This is a genomic window from Neomoorella stamsii, assembly GCF_002995805.1.
In the GTDB taxonomy this organism is placed as follows: Bacteria; Bacillota; DSM-521; order Neomoorellales; family Neomoorellaceae; genus Neomoorella; species Neomoorella stamsii.
Genome location: NZ_PVXL01000057.1, coordinates 25,043 through 42,540 on the forward strand (window position 1 = coordinate 25,043; position 17,498 = coordinate 42,540).

Below are 17,498 nucleotides of genomic sequence, written 5' to 3' on the forward strand. Positions count from 1 at the left end.
AAAAACTAATTGTGATTTTTACGGCAATAGCCTTGCTTGCTTTTATGACCGCCTGTGGCGGTGGTGGGGAAAAGGAAAAAGGGAAAGCAAGTGAGGCGGGGAAACCGATCAAAATCGGAGTAGTTACATCCCTTACCGGCGCCCTGGAGACTTATGGCAAGATGACCATCAATGGCCTGGAACTCGGGCTGGACTACCTTACCCAGGGCAAACGAGAAGTGGCCGGTCGGCCCATCAAGATAGTGGTCGAGGACACTACTACCAAGCCTGACGTAGCCAAACAAAAAGCCCTGAAGCTTTTAGAAGAAGAGAAAGTTGACATCCTGGTGGGGAGCGCCAGCTCTGCCGACGCCCTGGCCATACTCCCCCTGGCCCAGGAGTACAAAAGGGTAATGATTGTGGAGCCAGCGGTGGCGGATAGCATTACCGGGGCCCAGTGGAACAGGTACATCTTCCGGACGGGGAGGAACTCCACCCAGGATGCCCTGGCCGCGGCGGCTGCCATTGCCAGCGCGAAACCGGGGGCGAGCGTCGCTATCCTGGCCCAGGATTACTCCTTTGGTCGCGATGGTGCTACCGCCTTTGTGAAAGCAGCGGGACAGAAAGGCCTCAAGACCTCCATCCAGGAATTTGTCGCCATGAACGCCACGGACTTTACCGTCCACATCCAGCGGATTATTAATGCCAGCCCCGACTATCTTTATGTTATCTGGGCCGGGACTGCCAATACGCCCTGGAAACAGATTATGGATATGAAGGTAGCGGATAAAGGCATTAAGCTCATCACCCAGACACCGGAGATTGCCGTCATGAAGGCCATGAAGGGCCTGGAAGGGCAGGAAGGCTTCTCTATCTATTACTACGGCCTCCCGAAAAACAAGCTCAATGACTGGCTGGTGGAAGAACATAAAAAACGCTTTAATGGGCAGCCCCCTGATCTCTTTACCTGCGGTGGCTTTGCCGTAGCAGCGGCTATCCTGCAGGCCGTGGAAAAAACCGGTGGCGATACCGGCGCCGATAAGCTCATCGCAGCAATGGAAGGCATGAGCTTTGAAACACCCAAGGGTGCCATGACCTTCCGCAAAGAGGATCACCAGGCCCTGCAGAGCTTCTATCATATTAAATTTGAGCAAAAGGAAGGCTTTGATTACCCGGTACCGAATCTGATCCGGGAAATAAAGCCGGACGAAACCGTGCCTCCAATTACAAACAAGCGTTACTAATTTTACCTGTTTTCAGTCAGGACGGCCGCGGGCGACAGCTCGTGGCGTCTTTTTTGAGGGGAACCTGGGTTACTACAAATTGTAACTTGTATGCAACTAAAAGTATGTTAAAATTAAGTTAAGCCACCTCTTTGTAACCGGCAGGTCGGTTGTCTAAATACTACAGGCATGCCTTTTTGCTTGAAATATCCCAATAATATATGCAGTCCCCTGGGCTTATTAACAACGGGAGGGGAGGCCGGGATATGCTAAAGTCGCTGGCCCTGGTGGAAAGCAAGCTGGTTGCTCCCAGGCCTGCAGCAGATATATGGTTAAGGCCTGGGTTAAAAAATAAATTGCAACGGCTTATGGATTATTCCCTTACTGTCATTAGCGCCCCGGCCGGTTACGGGAAAACAACCGCTATTGTCCAGGCTCTTGCCCTGCTGGAGGTGCCTTACGGGTGGTACAGCCCGGGGCCGGAGGATGCCAGTAGTTTTGTTTTTGCCAGCTACCTGGCAGGAGCCCTGGAGAAGCTGGCACCCGGCATCAGGGATAAATTACCAGAAGAGCTAAAAAAATATGAGGCGTTAAACTGGGACAGTGTATTAAATGTCCTGCTGCATAGCCTGGAAGAATATACCGGGGCAGAAGGAATTTTAATCATCGACGACTGGCACCTGGTGGGGGAGGAAAAAGAGGTTTCCCTGTTCCTGGATCGTTTTCTGGCCTGTAAGCCCCGGTGGTTGCGGGTAGCCCTTCTTTCCCGGGAAAAGGTAGAAATTCCTGAAGTTTACCGCCAGGCGGCCAGGGGACAGAGGTTGCTGATCGACGAGAAGGATCTGGCCTTGAACCCTGAGGAAGTTTATGAATATTTATCGCGGGAATTCTCGCCCCGTCTCACCCGGGAAGACGCCCGGTGGATTTACGATTACAGCGAAGGCTGGATTATGACCCTCAAACTTATCGGCAGGGGAATTAAAGAAGGGACGGTCCGGTTGCCCCTTAGTGATACCCTGGATAACAGCCTGGACAGCCTTTTTGAATTTCTTATCCTGGATGTACTGGAGCGGCAGGATAGCAGTTTATTATCATTCTTGCTCAAAACTTCCATTCTGGATTATTTAAGCCTCCACGCTTGTACGGTGGTAATGGGGGGTGAATTTACACCCCGTTTACTATCTCGCGCCAGCAAGAAGGGTCTTTTCCTGTCTGAACTGGGGAACGGCCTTTTTCGCTATCATAACCTCTTCCGGGATTTTCTCCGCCGGGAAGCCCGCAAAAGGCTGCCCGATTATGAGCTGCTCCATTGCCGGGCCGGATATTTTTATCTTAAGGAAGGCCAGGAGGAGCAGGCTTTCCAGCATTTGCTGGAAGGGCGCCAGTGGGCTGATGCGGCTGAGGTCCTGGCCCGTCTTTCTTCGGAACTGGTCCGCAGTGGCCGGGGTCACCTCTTGCGCCATTATCTGCAGCAGCTCCCGCCCCGATTCCAGGAGCAAGTAGAGTTTTTACTGGCCCTGGGGGATGCGGAAAGACTGGCCTCCAATTACCAGGGAGCACTGGCCCTCTACAGGCGGGCGGCAGAAAAATGCAGGAACAGCAGCGACAGAAAAGGCCTGAGCAGGGCCTTGAAGGGGCTGGGTGAAACCTATGTAGATACAGCCCAGCCCGCCCTGGCCGAGGATTTCTTGCGCCGCGCTTATAAAGCTCTGGGCGAGGCGGATACGGAAGAAAAAGCAGAGATCCTGGGCCTGATGGCTGAAAACATGATCAATCAGGGCAAACCTCGTCATGCCCATCGCTACCGGCAATTGGCCAAAGAGATGCTCCATCTCACCACCCGGGGTAATTTTGAAGCCCGCCTCCTGCTGCGGACCGGCAGGTTGCAGGCAGCCATTCAGTTGCTGGAAAGCTCGGCGTCGCAAGAAAAAGGCTCCTACCATCCCCCCCTTTCTTTTCGCGAAACCCCACTACTTTTATCCCTCTGTTACTCTATGATTGGCGAGGGGGAAAAAGCCGTCATCGCCGCGGAAGAGGGCATCCGCCTGGGACAGAAACTGCGATCGCCCTTTGTGGAAGCCATGGGATATGTACGCCTGGGCCATGCCCTGCTGGTCCTTAAAGGCTGGCCCACCGGCGCCTGCCGGGAGGCCTACCAGCGCGCGCTGGAACTGAACGACAACCTGGGGATAATCCGCGGCCGCACGGAGGTAATGATGGGCCAGTGCCTGATCCATGGCCTGGAGGGAGACTGGCTGGCCGCCAGAAGCTCCGGCCTGGAAGGGGTACGGGTTACCGAGCAGGTACGGGACCGGTGGTTTACAGCCGTCCTTTATCACTGCCTGGGAGTGGCGGCAGCCACCTGCCAGCAACTCGCCGAAGCCAGGGTGTACCTGGCGCGGGGCCATGACCTTTTTTGCCGCTGCGGGGATAGTTTTGGCAAGGCAACGGCCGCCTGGTGGCTGGCATATCTGGCATTTAAGGCAGGGCCGGGTGAGGAATTGCGTTCCAGGCTCACCCAGCTACTGGAGCTGTGTGAAAGCAGGGGGTATGATTTTCTTCTCCAGCGTGGGACCCTTTTGGGTGCCCGTGACGGCCGGGCTTCCGTACCCCTTTTACACGAGGCCAGGCGCCAGGATATCTGCCAGCCCTATGTTGACTGGCAGCTGCAAAAAATGGGGATAAATACGGAGTTTCCCTGCATCGGCTATACCCTGCGCATTCAAACCCTGGGCAAATTCCGCGTCTGGCGCGGCGAAGAAGAGATCGGTTGCCACGAGTGGCGCCGGGAGAGCGCCAGGCGGCTGTTCCAGCTCCTGATCACTAAAAGGCGCGTCTTATTGCATAAAGAAGAAATAATGGCTTATTTATGGCCGGAAGCAGATCCCGAGGCTGCCGGCCGGGACTTCAAAGTAGCCCTGAACACCCTGCTAAGCGTGCTGGAACCGGAGAGGCAGCCGCGCAGTCCCTCCTTTTTCATTCAGCGTGAAGGTACGGCTTATTTTTTTAATCTGGCTTCAGGATTCTGGCTGGATGTGGAAGAATTTGAGGGCCTGGTCCGGCGGGCAGAGGAAGTGGTCAATGAACGGCCGGAGCAAGCGGAGACCCTGCTTAATAGAGCCCTGGAACTCTATGAGGGCGAGTACCTGCAGGGAGTAAACCAGGATGAATGGTGCCTGGAGGAACGGGAACGCCTGGTGGTGATGTACATCCACGCGGCGGAAATCCTGGCCCGCCTGCTGGCCGGGCGGGGAGATTACCAGGGCTGCATTGAATGGGCGGACAGGATACTGAAAAAGGATAACTGCTGGGAAGAAGCCTATCGCTTAAAAATATACTCCTATGGCAAATTGAACAACAAGGCTATGGTAGTACGGGTTTACCAGCGATGCCTGCAAGTGTTAAGGGAAGAGATGGGCGTAGCTCCTTCCCTTAAGACGGTTAAGCTTTATAAAAAGATACTGCAGGTTTCTGCCGCCATGTAACTTGAAGGCAACTTGAGCCTGCTATCATCCTATTGGAAGGATGATAGCGGGCTTTTGTTTTAGAGGGGAGCAAAAGGCATTGCCAAAACGAGTTGTAGCTTCTTTTATTGTTCGAGTGGTTCATGAGCCGGGTAACGAACAGATACCATGGAGCATTACCATCCAGCATGTGCAAAGCGGCCGGGTCTACCGCCTGGCCGATCTCAAGGAAGTAAGTTCCCTACTGGCAGAGATTGTTGAAGCAGAAAACTGGCCGGAGGACGCCAGGTTCATCCCGTTAGAAACGGCCAAAGTAGTGAAGAACTCAATTTTAGAAGGTGTGCCCAAACGAAGATGCCCTGACGGCGGCGATTTCTAAAAGTGAGGACAATGAGCCGTAGTTGCGGGCCTGTCCTTGTTTGGATATTACTTTAAAGAGAAAGGGGAAAGAGACACATGGCCACAGTAAATATTGGTATCCGCAGCACCGGGGTATACCTGCCAGACAGGTATATGACCAGTGCCGATGTCGCCAGGGAAAGTGGGATACCTCAGGAGGTGGTGGAAAAAAAGCTGGGATTTCGTCGCAAGCCGGTACCCGGCTCAGAGGACCATACCATTGAAATGGGCATCAGGGCTGCCCGCCGGGCCCTGGAGAAGGGCCGTATTGACCCGGAAGAAATCGACCTGGTCATTTATGTAGGAGAAGAGCACAAAGAGCATCCCCTGCAGACGGGAGCGATAAAATTACAGGGAGGAATCGGAGCCGGTCATGCCTGGGGATTTGACGTCCAGTTGCGCTGCGGTACAACGGTTATGGCCCTGAAGGTTGCCCGGGATATGATGCTGGCCGACGAAAACCTGAATACCGTCCTCCTGGCCGGCGGTTATCGTAACGTGGATTTTATCGATTACAAGAATCCCCGGGTGCGCTTTATGTATAACCTGGGCGCAGGGGGCGCGGCCATTGTGCTGCAGAAAAATCTGGGGCGCAACGAAGTGCTGGCCAGCAAAATTATAACGGATCCTTCCCTGGCCGATGCGGTAGGGGTTACTGCTGGGGGCACTAAAGTACCTATAACTCCTGAAGCTTTGGCGCAGGGGCTATATACGTTGGACGTTTTCGATCCTGAGGGGATGAAGAATCGCCTGGAAGAAGTTTCTATGCCTAACTTCCTGCAGGTCATCCGGGAAGCAGTGGCGGCCAGCGGTTATACGGTGCAGGACATAGGTTATTTATGCCTGCTGCATATGAAGCGCTCGGCCCATGATTATATCCTTTCTGAATTAGGATTGAAACCCGAACAGTCCATTTACCTTGAAGATTACGGACATATTGGCCAGCTAGACCAGGTGCTTTCCCTGGAACTGGCCCTGGAGCAGGGGCGTGTGAAGGACGGGAACCTTGTGGTCATGGTTAGCGCCGGGGTCGGATATGCCTGGGCTGCTACCGCCATTAAATGGGGACCGTGCGCCGGGTGATGCCTGCCTGGGAGGCCGGGATGAACAGCAAGGAGGAACAGATCGTATGAACATGCATGAGGAATACCGTCGTAAATGTATCAGTATAGATGAAGCCGTGGGTATGGTTACTTCAGGCTGCAGCATTGCCGCCGCCATGGCCGCCTCGGCCCCTCCGGGGCTCCTGGGCGCCCTGGGAAGGCGGCGGGACGAAGTGGAAAACGTGCGTGTCTTCTCTGCCCTGCTCCTGCGGGAGTACGATTTTTTCCTTGACCCCAGCATGAAGGGGCACTTCCTCCTGGAAAGCTGGTTTTATGGTGCCGGGGAACGCCGGGGCCACGAACTCGGGACCGTATCCCTCATTCCTTCCCACGGTCGTGACTGGGGCATTCGCAAGGCCCGTTTCGACCCGCCAGATTTCTTCTGGGGTACAGCCTGTCCCATGGACCGGCACGGCTACTTTTCTTTGTCCCTGGGTGTCGGCTATGAGAAGGATCTCCTGGCTGTAGCCAAAACTGTAGTTTTGGAAATTAATCCTAATCTGCCCCGTACTTATGGGGATACCCAGGTCCATATCAGCCAGGTTGACTATATCGTTGAAAACGAAGCCCCTCTCTATGAGCTGCCACCTATAGAGCCCAGTACAGAAGAGCAGGCCATCGGCGCTTTTATAGCCGATCTGATTGAAGACGGATCAACCATCCAGCTGGGCATCGGAGGTATACCTAATGCTATAGCAACCTTTCTTAAGAACAAAAAGGATCTCGGCGTCCATACCGAAATGTTTACCGACGGTATGGTGGACCTCGCCGAGGCTGGGGTTATTACGGGTCGTTGCAAAACCCTCTGGCCCGGCAAAATGGTAGGCAACTTTGCCCTGGGAACGCGGAAACTGTATAATTTCCTTAATGAAAATCTGGCTATAGAGTTCCAGCCGGGAAGAGTCACGAATGATCCACGAGTAATTGCTAAAAATTACAAAATGGTTAGTGTTAATACAGCCTTACAAATCGACCTGACCGGGCAGGTGGTATCGGAAAGCCTTGGCCACCTGCAGTACAGCGGTACCGGCGGACAGACAGACACGGCTGTTGGTGCCCAGATGTCCCGGGGCGGCAAGTCCATTATCGCCTTAAGGTCTACGGCCAAAAATGGTACCATATCGACCATTGTACCCTTCCTCCCGGAAGGGGCTAAAGTAACTTTGCTGCGGGCTGATGTTGACTATGTAGTGACCGAATACGGTGTGGCCCACCTGAAGGCTCGGAGCCTGAAAGAACGCGTTAACCGGCTCATTGCCATAGCCCATCCCGACTTTAGAGAGGAATTGCGTCGCGAGGCCAGAAGGCTTAAACTGGAGTGAGGAGGTGGAAATGAAGTGACAGATGCTATCCTGTGGACGGAAGATTTAACTATGGCTTTCGGGGGCCACTTTGCGGTAAACGGGGTTAATGTGTCTTTTAAGCCTTGTTGCTTTACGTCAATTATCGGCCCCAATGGTGCCGGGAAAACAACCTTCTTTAACCTGGTCAGCGGGCAACTGGTGCCCACCAGAGGCAGGATCTTTTTTAAAGGAGAAGATATTACCAGATTTCCTGTCCATGAGAGGGCCAGGCGCGGGCTTGGGAGATGTTTCCAGATAACTAACGTGTTTCCAAAATTAACGGTATTAGAAAATGTGAGGCTGGCAGTACAGGCCAGTGCAGGCACCGGTTTTCGCCCGTTGACGCCAGTAGTACACTTTAAAGAACTGGAAGACAAAGCCCTGGGAGTCCTGGATACAGTTGGCTTAAGGAAAAAGGCGGGGTCCCTGGCCAGCACCCTGACCCACGGGGAGAAGCGCAAGCTGGAGATCGCTATTGTCCTCGCCATGGAACCTGAGGTAATGCTCCTGGATGAACCTACGGCGGGCATCTCCCTGGAGGAGGTGCCGGCCATGATCGAGCTATTGCAGCACCTGCGGGAGAAGCGGGACCGGACCATCATCCTGGTGGAACATAAGATGAATATGGTCCTGTCTCTTTCCGACGAGGTTATCGTGTTGTTCAACGGGTGCGTACTTGCTTCGGGGGCTCCCGAACAAATTATCCGGGATGAACGCGTCCAGACAGCCTACTTGGGAGGGGGAATGGCATGATATTGAATGTCGAGGGCCTGCAAACGTATATTGGCGAATTTCACATTCTGCAAGGTGTTTCCCTGCAGGTGCCTGCCGGGAAAGTGACGGTACTCCTGGGGCGTAATGGCGCCGGCAAGACAACCACCTTGCGTACTATTATGGGCTTTTTAAAACCCAGGCAGGGCAAAATTGAGTTTGAAGGCCAGGGTATCACGGGCCTGCCGGCCCACCTGGTGGCGCGAAAAGGTTTAGGCTATGTGCCTGAAGACCAGGCTATTTTTAGCGGGCTCACTGTGGAAGAGAATTTAAAGATAGCAATGAGGAGCAAAAATGGGGAGGGCCTGCTGGAAAAAGTAGTCTCTATCTTTCCTGACCTGAAGGCGGCCTGGCGGAAGAAAGCGGGGAGCCTTAGCGGCGGTCAGAAACAAATGCTGGCCATGGGGCGCGGCCTGGTCACCAACAGCCGCCTGCTCCTGATCGACGAACCCAGCAAGGGGCTGGCTCCGGTGGTAGTTGAAAAGCTGGCGGAAGCCATCAAACAGATCAAAAAAGAAACAACCGTGGTCCTTGTAGAACAAAATTTTAACCTGGCCCGGGCGGTGGGGGACCGGTATTATATCCTCGACGATGGCCGGACAGTGCATAGCGGTACGATGGCAGACCTGGCAGCGGATACTTCCCTGCAGCAGCGTTACCTGGGCATTAGCCTGAGCCCGCATTGAAGCACGCGATTGATGATGGGGGTGCATGTATGGATACTTTTATCAATCTATTTACCAATGGCATCGCCACCGGCATGGCCATTTTTCTCCTGGCTGTAGGTCTTTCCATTATCTTTGGGTTAATGGGTATCCTCAATTTTGCCCACGGGGCCTTCTTCCTCTGGGGAGCTTATGTCGGAACTTGGGTCTTTGGGCGCACCCAGAGTTTTTTCCTGGCCCTGGCAAGCGCTATTCTCGCCGGCGCTTTGCTAGGCGTCATCCTGGAGCGGACAACCATCAGCAGGGTATTCGGTAATCATTTATCCCAGATCCTGCTCACCATGGGCTTAATGCTCGTCCTGGGAGAACTTGTCAAGGTGGTCTGGGGACCCAATATGCTGACCAGCCCGCCCCCTGGTTTTTTGGAGGGAAGCTGGGAATTTGGTGGGATTGTGCTCATTAAGTACCGCCTGTTTACCATCGTGGTGGGATTAGTGGTTGCACTGGCAGTATATATTTTGCTTACCCGGACCCGCCTGGGCATCATTGTCCGGGCCGGGGTAGAGAACCCGGAAATGGTGCAGGCCCTGGGTATTGACATCAGGAAAGTATTTACCATGGTGTTTGCCCTGGGAGCGGGGTTGGCGGCCCTGGGCGGGGCTATTATGGGGCCCCTGGGTGGTTCCATCAGCCCGACCATGGGGCTGGATAACCAGCTACTGGCTTTTATTGTCGTAGTCACCGGTGGGCTGGGAAGTTTTGTCGGTTCCCTCGTCGGCGCCCTGCTGGTAGGGCTTATAGGGGCGGCTGTATCATGGTTTGTACCGGAGGCGGCCCTGGCGGTAAACGTCCTCTTGATGGCGCTGGTGCTGCTGGTCAAGCCTACCGGTTTGTTCGGAGGAGGTAATATTTAAGTGAAGAGAAGAAGGTTTCATATATTACTGCTCATATTGCTGCTCCTGGTGGCAGCAGTACCTCTGTTTACCGAATCCCGGGCCACTATTAACCTTTTAACCCATATATTCATCATCGCCATCTTTGCCATGAGCTATGATATTTTGCTCGGCTATACCGGTATAATAAGCTTTGGCCATGCCCTTTTTTTCGGTAGCGGCGCCTATACCATAGGCCTCCTTTTGAAAAACCTGGGCCGGGGGCTGGAGATTGCCCTCCTTGGATTAGTTATGGCCATACTATTAGGCCTTGTGGTGGCTTTCTTAATAGGTACTATCTCCCTGCGGGTACGCGATACCTACTTTGCCATGATGACCCTTGCCCTGGGGGAGTTGTTCTTTATAGCAGCCTTCAAACTGCGGGGCCTGACCGGCGGCGAAGATGGTTTTAGCTTCCGGGTACCGGAAATGCTGCAGGACCGGGTTGTTTTCTATTACCTTGCCCTCCTTTTTCTTATTCTGGTATTCTACCTGCTCGGCTTATTTATTTCATCACCCACCGGCAGGGTTTTGCAGGCCATACGGGAAAACGAACGCCGGGCCCAGGCCATCGGCTATGATGTCTTCCGGTACAAATTATTCTCTACCGTGGTGGCAGGCATCACGGCCAGCCTGGCTGGAGCCCTCTATGGCCTGCAGGAGCGTTTTGTCAGCACCTCCGTACTGGCTGTGGATAAGACCCTGGATGCTTTGCTGATGACTATCATTGGAGGTAGCGGCACCCTTTATGGGGCTATCGTCGGCTCGGCCCTGGTAACTATAGTCCATGAATGGTTCAGCAGCCTGGGGAGTGTGCACCCAATCTTTGAACGCTGGTTAATCATTTTCGGTATTGTTTACATTGTAGTAGTACTATTTTTCCCGGGAGGGCTGGTCCGAGCTTTTAACAGCCTGGGCCGGCGCTGGCGAAAAGACACCCGCATCAGCACTGGAGTTGCGTTATCCTCAGAAGTGGTAAATGTCAAGGAAAAAGAATCCAGCTGTTAGCTCATTATTCTGCTTTTTGTCAATGAATTATCCCCCCACAGAACGGTGGGGGGTATTATTAAAATATCGTCATGGAACAATACCTGAATGATGTTACCGGAGGGGAGAAATATGCCGAAAGTAGAGATTAATGGTGTAGGGATCTATTATGAACTGGACGGCACGGGAGAGGAAACGGTAGTATTACTGAACGGTATTATGATGAGCACCGCCAGCTGGGTGGATTGCGTAGACTTTTACACCCGCAACGGCTACCGGCTCTTAAGGGTAGATTTTCGCGATCAGGGTCAGTCGGACAAATGTAGCGAGCAATATGAAATAGGCCAACATGTGGAGGATCTCCGGGACCTGTTTGTCCATCTTGGGTTACCCCGGGTGCACCTGGTGGGGACCTCATACGGGGGCCAGGTCGCTTTACTTTTTGCCCTTAAATACGGTTATATGCTAAAAACCCTTATTTTAGCCAATACGTCCGCGCGGCTTACCAATCACCTTAAGGCCATTGGGGAGGCCTGGGACGAAGCGGTAAAACTTAACTCGGGCCAGAAGTTTCTCAAACTGGCCATGCCCTTTATCTATTCATCTACTTTTTATGAAGCCCATTACCAATGGTTAAAGGCCAGGGAAAAGAATTTCGGTGAAGTGCTGACCAGTGACTGGTTCGCCGCCTATCTCAGGTTGTCCTCCAGTCACGGTGGTTTTGACATACTAGAAAGATTAGGAAAAATAAATGTGCCGACGTTATTAATAGGTGCTGAAAAAGACATGGTTACTCCCCTGGAAGAAATGATAAAGATCCACAGGGCTATAAAGGGTTCGTTGTATATTACCATTCCGGAAGCCGGTCACGCTTCCTTTTATGAGAAAAAAGAAGAATTTCATACAGCCATATTAGGATTTCTGGCTTTAAGCAAAGCCAGGTAGAAGAAGCATTCTTCAGGGAAGGGGGAAAGCAGCATGGGATTACTGGCAGCTTTTGTAGAGGTGGCCCCCTGCCTTGCGGGATTATTCGCCGCAGACTGTGCCGTATCTGTTTGCGATCTAGAGAAGGTATTGGTATACGTACCTGGAGAGAAAATTAGACAACCTGTAAAGCCGGGAGACCCTCTCCTCCCGGCTTCGGTTGTAGGGCGCTGTATAGCAGAAGGGAAACGTGTAGTTGAACGGGTAGGACCGGAAGTACTCGGCGTACCATATGTGGCCAGGGCTATACCTGTGAGAGAGGGTGGGCGGGTAGTTGGCGGTATCAGTGTGTCGGAGGGGATAGAAAGGGAGGAGCAGTTAATGGCCATGGCCCAAAATATTAACGGGAGTATGCAGGATGCCATGGCCGGCGGGCAGGAACTGGCGGCAGCAGCCGAAGAAATCGCCGCCCAGGTAAGGAAAATCGAAGAACTGGCTGCCGCAGTAGAAAGGGAAGCTGCCCGCGCCAGGGAGATAGTCAACTTCATCGAAAGAATGGCTTACCAGACCAAAATTTTAGGCCTCAATGCCGGCATTGAAGCTACCAGGTTAGGACGAATGGGAGCAGGCTTCGAAGTTGTGGCCAGGGAGGTACGGCAGCTGGCCGAACGAGTTGCCGAACAAGTTAAGGTTACAGAAGAACTATATTGCCATATTCTAGCAGCTGTTAAACGCCTGCAGGAGGGGCTGCAGGAAATACAATTCCAGGTTACCAATCAAACGGCGGGGACAGAAGCTTTAGCTGCCGCCCTGGAGGAGATAACCGGGACCGGTGAAGACCTGGTGAAATTAGCTATAAGCCTGCGGGGATAGTGTATATATTAGGTAATCCACCGAGATGAGGAGAGAGAGGGGATGGAGAAAAAGAGTTGCGCTTCATTCATTTTACAGATCTATAACCAGAAGAATGAGGCGAATTCCAGGGAGATACTGGTACAGGAAATGCGAGGTGGTAGGATTTACAGGTTTAAAGATTTTCAAGAAGTGGCGTTATTTTTTAGAGCCTTTATGAGCTTTACTGCCAGGACTGGAAATGAAGATGTTTTTAAGGCTGCACCTTTATATTATTTAAAGGGCAAAAGCGGGCAGGAGGTAACTTTTGTAAACATTGGCGATATCTTTTTTATCGAAACCTGGCTTGGCCGGTATTCCTGCTTTCATACCACCAGAGGCAGGCGCTACTGCTACAAAAGCCTGAAGGAAGTAGAAGAAGATCTGAAGAAGTATTTCTGTTTTGTAAGGACGCATCAGTCCTATATAGTTAACTTGAAAAGGATAAAGCGGTTAATACACTGTGGCGGGGGGGGTTATAAAGTTATCTTTGACGATTATGAAATTCCTGCCTGGGTTAGCAGGTCGAAGGTCAAAACTCTAACAAAAATGCTCGAAGAAGCATTTTAAATAACAAGTTATTACAAGAAAATATCCATTTATACAAAAGAAATTGTAGAATGCAATACCTTGCCTATAATAAAATTAAAATTTAATCTTGAAAGGAGGAAGTTTATGGTAAGGATTAGGAGGAGGTTTATCGGTTTAGTGGTATTCTTTTTATTGGTAAATCTGGTAACCGGAGCAGTTCTTCCACCGCCTGAGGCCAGAGCCGCCTCCCATGTTCTTATTTCCACCGCGACAGACCCGTATCCCTGGGAGCGGGTTGAGTTATGGGGAGACAGCAGTAGCCAGATGATAAACGGGCAGGAGAAGATTGTTAAATTTAGCCTGCCCAGGAATGACAAGGTGCGCTCGTGGTTCCCGGCGGATATTTACGTGCACGACGGGTACAGTTCCACCTATAACGACTATGATTTCGGCAGTTACGGCCATCTTAAGAGCAATCGTTATTTCCTTTTAGGTTACGGGCCTAACTGGCAGAATGCAACAAAACCGTACCCGGTGCTCCTTGTTCATGGAGCGCGGGATGATATGAACCGTGCCTGGGCCCATCCCTGGGATTATCAGACACCAGGCAGTATTACCAATCCTGGCCTGATGCAGTACCTGGCCAACCGCGGCTACGCTGTCTTTGCTATTTCTTTCCCCCACACCCATGGGAATAACCTGATACAAGCGGAACTTATTGCTGATGCTATTGAAATAATAAAACAAAAAACCGGGGCCAGTAAAGTGGATGTAGTGGCTCATAGCAAAGGGAACCTGCCGGCTATCGCCTATATGAGTTCTTTAAACAACGAATGGACAGATACTTCCTGGATGACCGATTACCGTGGCGATGTGAGGAAATACATTGCTGTTGCCGCTCCTTTTAAGGGCCTCGATACCATGTTCCGGTACTATACGGCAAACACGAATGTTATCCAAAATAACCTTAACAGCCCGGTAGCTTTCTGGGAAGCATATATTTATTATGTATACCGTTATTATAAGCGCTGGGATATGACTGATACTTATAACGGGAATTATTTCCAGGGGCAGACCCAGTTATTGCATAACTGGGTTGATGATCCCGAGCATCCTATCCCCTTTAATTCCGAGAGCTGGACATCAGCTGATGGAAATGAAACCATGTATGATCTTTACTATGGTGGGCAAAGCGCTTACATTACTTCGGAAGGTATTAACCAGGCTATTGCCAACTCCAATGGCAGCAATGGAACCAGCAACTTTATTGCCAAGTTAAATAACAAAGGATTAGATCCCGGCATCAACCTGTATGTCCTTTATGGTTATAATCAGGTCTGGGACTATACCTGGTGGGGATATCCTATCGGGGAAAAAGCTGATGACAGCGACGGTTTACTCTTTGTGGCCAGCGCCACTTATACCTCGGGGGTTACCAGGAGAGGTGCGCCGTTAAAGGCCAAGGTTGGGATGAATTATAATCACCTGGATATCGTCAGGGAAACCCCGGCTTTGCAGTGGATTGAGCAAAAGCTGGCCGAATAGAACGGAGCGAAGGGCGGGCAAGGATTGGAGCCTGCCCTTCTTTATGGGGATAATTTTTCCCAATCAGTAAGAATGAAATAAGAGTATAACGATTATATGAAACCATACATATCACTTTTGATTATTGCTAGAAAATGTTGTAGTAATCGTGCCGTTAAACCCCAGATTATGCGCTCTTCAAACTCGTAGAATAGCTCAGGCCAGCTGGCCCGGCGCCAGGGGTATTGCCGGCCATGGGGAATCTTATCGAAGGGAAAATCTTCGGGTGGTTGCACCTGCAGGGTAATTTCATGATATTCAGGGGTAAGGCTGAGGAGCCGGTCCAGCGGTGCAGTAAAGACTTCCTCCACCTCCAGGGGGTTGGGCCTGATGTTTTGGGGCTCTCGCAAGAGGCCGACAAAGGGGTAGATGACCTGCCGGAAGGGAGTAACCAGGATGTCCAGGCCACCCCAGATTTCAACAGAATCCGGGTCCAGCCCCAGTTCCTCACAGGTCTCCCTCAAGGCTGCTTCTTTAACGCTCCTATCGCCGGGTTGAAGGCGCCCGCCGGGGAAACAGATCTCTCCTGGCTGGGTTTTTAAATTACAGGAACGGACTTCAAAAAGTAGTGAAAGGATACCGTTATCTTCCTTTAACAGGGGTAAGAGGACGGCGGATTGAGCATATAGGCGGGCATCCAGGAGCCCGCTTGTATGCTGTTGTACCTTAGCCTTGATATCTTCCATTCCATAACGAAAATCCAGCACTTTAAGTATCACCTGCCTGCTCTTTATCCAGGCCGATGTGGCCTGCAAAGCCCGGGAACCGGGCTTTATTCTTAAAACCGTAAAAATTAGCTCCGGGCAATAAGGAGGATGCCGCCGATAATCAAGGCCAGCCCAACGACCCGTAAGGCCGGCAGGCTTTCTCCCAGGTATAGCCAGGAGAGCAAGAAGACAAAAACATAACCCAGGCTAACCATGGGATAGGCATAACTTAAAGGGACTTCGGCCAGGACTTTTAGCCAGAGGAGGAAACTGGCGGCAAAGGCTACCAGGCCTCCCAGGATGTAAGGGCTGAAAAGCAAGCCGGTAATCCCCGGAATATTAAACTTGAGGCTATCCAGCTGCAGGACGCCGACTTTAAATAATACCTGGGCCCCGGCCCCCAGGAAGACGGACAAAAGGATTAATACAAGGACGGGCATGGACAGACCTTCTCCCTTTATATATTGAAGTCACATGTAAGTCTATCATATCCTTGTTTATGGCAAAAGCAACCTGTTACCGGAATTATTTTACAGTACCAGGGTAATAATATACAGAGTACAAGCAGGAAAAGGCTAACCAATGTAGAAATATCTTTTGCGGATAGCTACGCCCGGCTACGTGAAAGAGGCGCGGCGCAAGGAAAGCGAATAGTAATGCTATTCTAGGAGGAGGCAAAACTACCTATGGCCAAACAAAAATTTGAACGCAAGAAACCCCACGTCAACGTTGGAACCATCGGTCACGTTGACCACGGGAAGACGACTCTGACGGCAGCCATCACCTTCTGCCTGGCCAAAGCCGGGGGGGCCGTACCCACGGCGTACGACCAGATCGACAAGGCACCGGAAGAGCGGGAACGGGGCATCACCATTGCCACGGCCCACGTCGAGTACGAGACAGAAAAGCGGCATTACGCCCATGTCGACTGCCCGGGCCACGCCGACTACGTCAAGAACATGATCACGGGTGCGGCTCAGATGGACGGCGCCATCCTGGTAGTATCGGCAGCCGACGGCCCCATGCCCCAGACGCGGGAACATATACTTTTAGCGCGGCAGGTAGGAGTGCCCTACATTGTCGTTTTCATGAACAAGGTCGATCAGGTAGACGACCCAGAGCTGTTAGAGCTGGTAGAGATGGAAGTCCGGGAACTGTTAAGCGAATACGAATTCCCGGGTGACGAGATACCCATCGTCAAAGGCAGCGCCCTGAAAGCCATGGAATGCGGCTGCGGCAAGCGGGAATGTGAATGGTGCAGCAAGATCTGGGAACTGATGGATGCGGTAGACAGCTACGTGCCAACCCCCGAACGGGACGTCGACAAACCCTTCCTAATGCCCATCGAAGACGTGTTCACCATTACCGGCCGGGGCACGGTGACCACCGGCAGGGTAGAGCGGGGCAAGGTGAAAGTAGGGGATGAAGTAGAGATTATCGGGCTCAGGGACCAGGTCCGGAAGACGGTAGTGACCGGGGTAGAGATGTTCAGGAAGATTCTGGACGAAGCGGTAGCCGGGGATAACATTGGCACGCTTCTCAGGGGAGTAGAGCGCAAAGAAGTAGAACGCGGGATGGTACTGGCCAAGCCGGGGTCCATCAAACCCCACACCAAATTTAACGCGGAAGTATACGTACTGACCAAAGAAGAAGGCGGGCGGCATACACCCTTCTTCAACGGTTACCGGCCGCAGTTCTACTTCCGGACGACGGACGTGACGGGGGTAGTCAAACTGCCCGAAGGGGTAGAGATGGTGATGCCTGGGGACAACATCCGCATGACCATCGAGCTCATTACCCCCATAGCCATTGAAGAAGGCTTACGGTTTGCCATCCGTGAAGGCGGCCGCACCGTGGGCGCCGGCGTCGTGACCGGGATTATCGAGTAAATAAATATTGACAGGGTTTTATATTTATGGCAAACTAATAAGAGTGTTTAGCCGCCCCGGGGTAAAAACCCTGGAGCGGTGGAGAAGAGTTTTCTAGCAGGGAAAT

At 52.1% G+C, this 17,498-nt stretch carries 16 protein-coding genes; 14 read left to right on the forward strand and 2 right to left on the reverse strand.

The features are described 5' to 3' along the window. Positions 1-44: 44 nt before the first annotated feature. From MOST_RS13095 to MOST_RS13155, 13 genes are all read left to right on the forward strand, one after another. Positions 45-1,223, forward strand: a complete 1,179-nt coding sequence (locus MOST_RS13095) for a substrate-binding domain-containing protein (RefSeq protein WP_054935935.1) — start codon at positions 45-47, stop codon at positions 1,221-1,223. 245 nt (positions 1,224-1,468) lie between these two features. After that, positions 1,469-4,687 (forward strand): ATP-binding protein, encoded by a 3,219-nt coding sequence (locus MOST_RS13100; RefSeq protein WP_161952850.1) that lies wholly within the window; start codon positions 1,469-1,471, stop codon positions 4,685-4,687. A gap of 79 nt (positions 4,688-4,766) precedes the next feature. After that, complete coding sequence (locus MOST_RS13105; protein ID WP_054935911.1) at positions 4,767-5,045, forward strand: hypothetical protein; 279 nt, start codon at positions 4,767-4,769, stop codon at positions 5,043-5,045. A 77-nt stretch (positions 5,046-5,122) separates the two neighbouring features. Next, the gene (locus MOST_RS13110; RefSeq protein ID WP_054935910.1) at positions 5,123-6,148 is read left to right on the forward strand and encodes a 3-oxoacyl-ACP synthase; all 1,026 of its coding nucleotides are present in this window, start codon (positions 5,123-5,125) and stop codon (positions 6,146-6,148) included. A gap of 46 nt (positions 6,149-6,194) precedes the next feature. Beyond that, on the forward strand, positions 6,195-7,490 hold the full coding sequence (locus tag MOST_RS13115) for an acetyl-CoA hydrolase/transferase family protein (RefSeq protein WP_054935909.1): 1,296 nt from the start codon (positions 6,195-6,197) through the stop codon (positions 7,488-7,490). Between the two features lie 51 nt (positions 7,491-7,541). Continuing rightward, the gene (locus MOST_RS13120) at positions 7,542-8,264 is read left to right on the forward strand and encodes an ABC transporter ATP-binding protein (RefSeq protein ID WP_054935934.1); all 723 of its coding nucleotides are present in this window, start codon (positions 7,542-7,544) and stop codon (positions 8,262-8,264) included. Continuing rightward, positions 8,261-8,968: an ABC transporter ATP-binding protein gene (locus tag MOST_RS13125; protein WP_054935908.1), complete on the forward strand. Its 708-nt coding sequence runs from the start codon at positions 8,261-8,263 to the stop codon at positions 8,966-8,968. Before MOST_RS13120 ends, MOST_RS13125 begins: the two co-directional genes overlap by 4 nt. Before the next feature lie 29 nt (positions 8,969-8,997). Continuing rightward, positions 8,998-9,861: a branched-chain amino acid ABC transporter permease gene (locus MOST_RS13130; protein ID WP_054935907.1), complete on the forward strand. Its 864-nt coding sequence runs from the start codon at positions 8,998-9,000 to the stop codon at positions 9,859-9,861. Beyond that, the gene (locus MOST_RS13135; RefSeq protein ID WP_054935906.1) at positions 9,862-10,887 is read left to right on the forward strand and encodes a branched-chain amino acid ABC transporter permease; all 1,026 of its coding nucleotides are present in this window, start codon (positions 9,862-9,864) and stop codon (positions 10,885-10,887) included. A 111-nt stretch (positions 10,888-10,998) separates the two neighbouring features. Next, complete coding sequence (locus MOST_RS13140) at positions 10,999-11,811, forward strand: alpha/beta fold hydrolase (RefSeq protein WP_054935905.1); 813 nt, start codon at positions 10,999-11,001, stop codon at positions 11,809-11,811. 33 nt (positions 11,812-11,844) lie between these two features. Continuing rightward, positions 11,845-12,663, forward strand: a complete 819-nt coding sequence (locus MOST_RS13145; RefSeq protein WP_054935904.1) for a methyl-accepting chemotaxis protein — start codon at positions 11,845-11,847, stop codon at positions 12,661-12,663. A gap of 42 nt (positions 12,664-12,705) precedes the next feature. Continuing rightward, the gene (locus MOST_RS13150; protein WP_054935903.1) at positions 12,706-13,251 is read left to right on the forward strand and encodes a LytR/AlgR family response regulator transcription factor; all 546 of its coding nucleotides are present in this window, start codon (positions 12,706-12,708) and stop codon (positions 13,249-13,251) included. A 105-nt stretch (positions 13,252-13,356) separates the two neighbouring features. Next, complete coding sequence (locus MOST_RS13155; RefSeq protein WP_054935902.1) at positions 13,357-14,757, forward strand: esterase/lipase family protein; 1,401 nt, start codon at positions 13,357-13,359, stop codon at positions 14,755-14,757. A 92-nt stretch (positions 14,758-14,849) separates the two neighbouring features. On the opposite strand, the gene MOST_RS13160 is transcribed toward MOST_RS13155, so the two are convergent. Further along, on the reverse strand, positions 14,850-15,503 hold the full coding sequence (locus MOST_RS13160) for an NUDIX hydrolase (protein WP_208974801.1): 654 nt from the start codon (positions 15,501-15,503) through the stop codon (positions 14,850-14,852). Positions 15,504-15,589: 86 nt separating this feature from the next. After that, the gene (locus MOST_RS13165; protein ID WP_054935901.1) at positions 15,590-15,943 is read right to left on the reverse strand and encodes an SMR family transporter; all 354 of its coding nucleotides are present in this window, start codon (positions 15,941-15,943) and stop codon (positions 15,590-15,592) included. A 246-nt stretch (positions 15,944-16,189) separates the two neighbouring features. On the opposite strand from MOST_RS13165, the gene tuf reads away from it, so the two are divergent. Next, on the forward strand, positions 16,190-17,392 hold the full coding sequence (gene tuf, locus MOST_RS13170; RefSeq protein ID WP_054937171.1) for an elongation factor Tu: 1,203 nt from the start codon (positions 16,190-16,192) through the stop codon (positions 17,390-17,392). Positions 17,393-17,498: the final 106 nt, after the last annotated feature.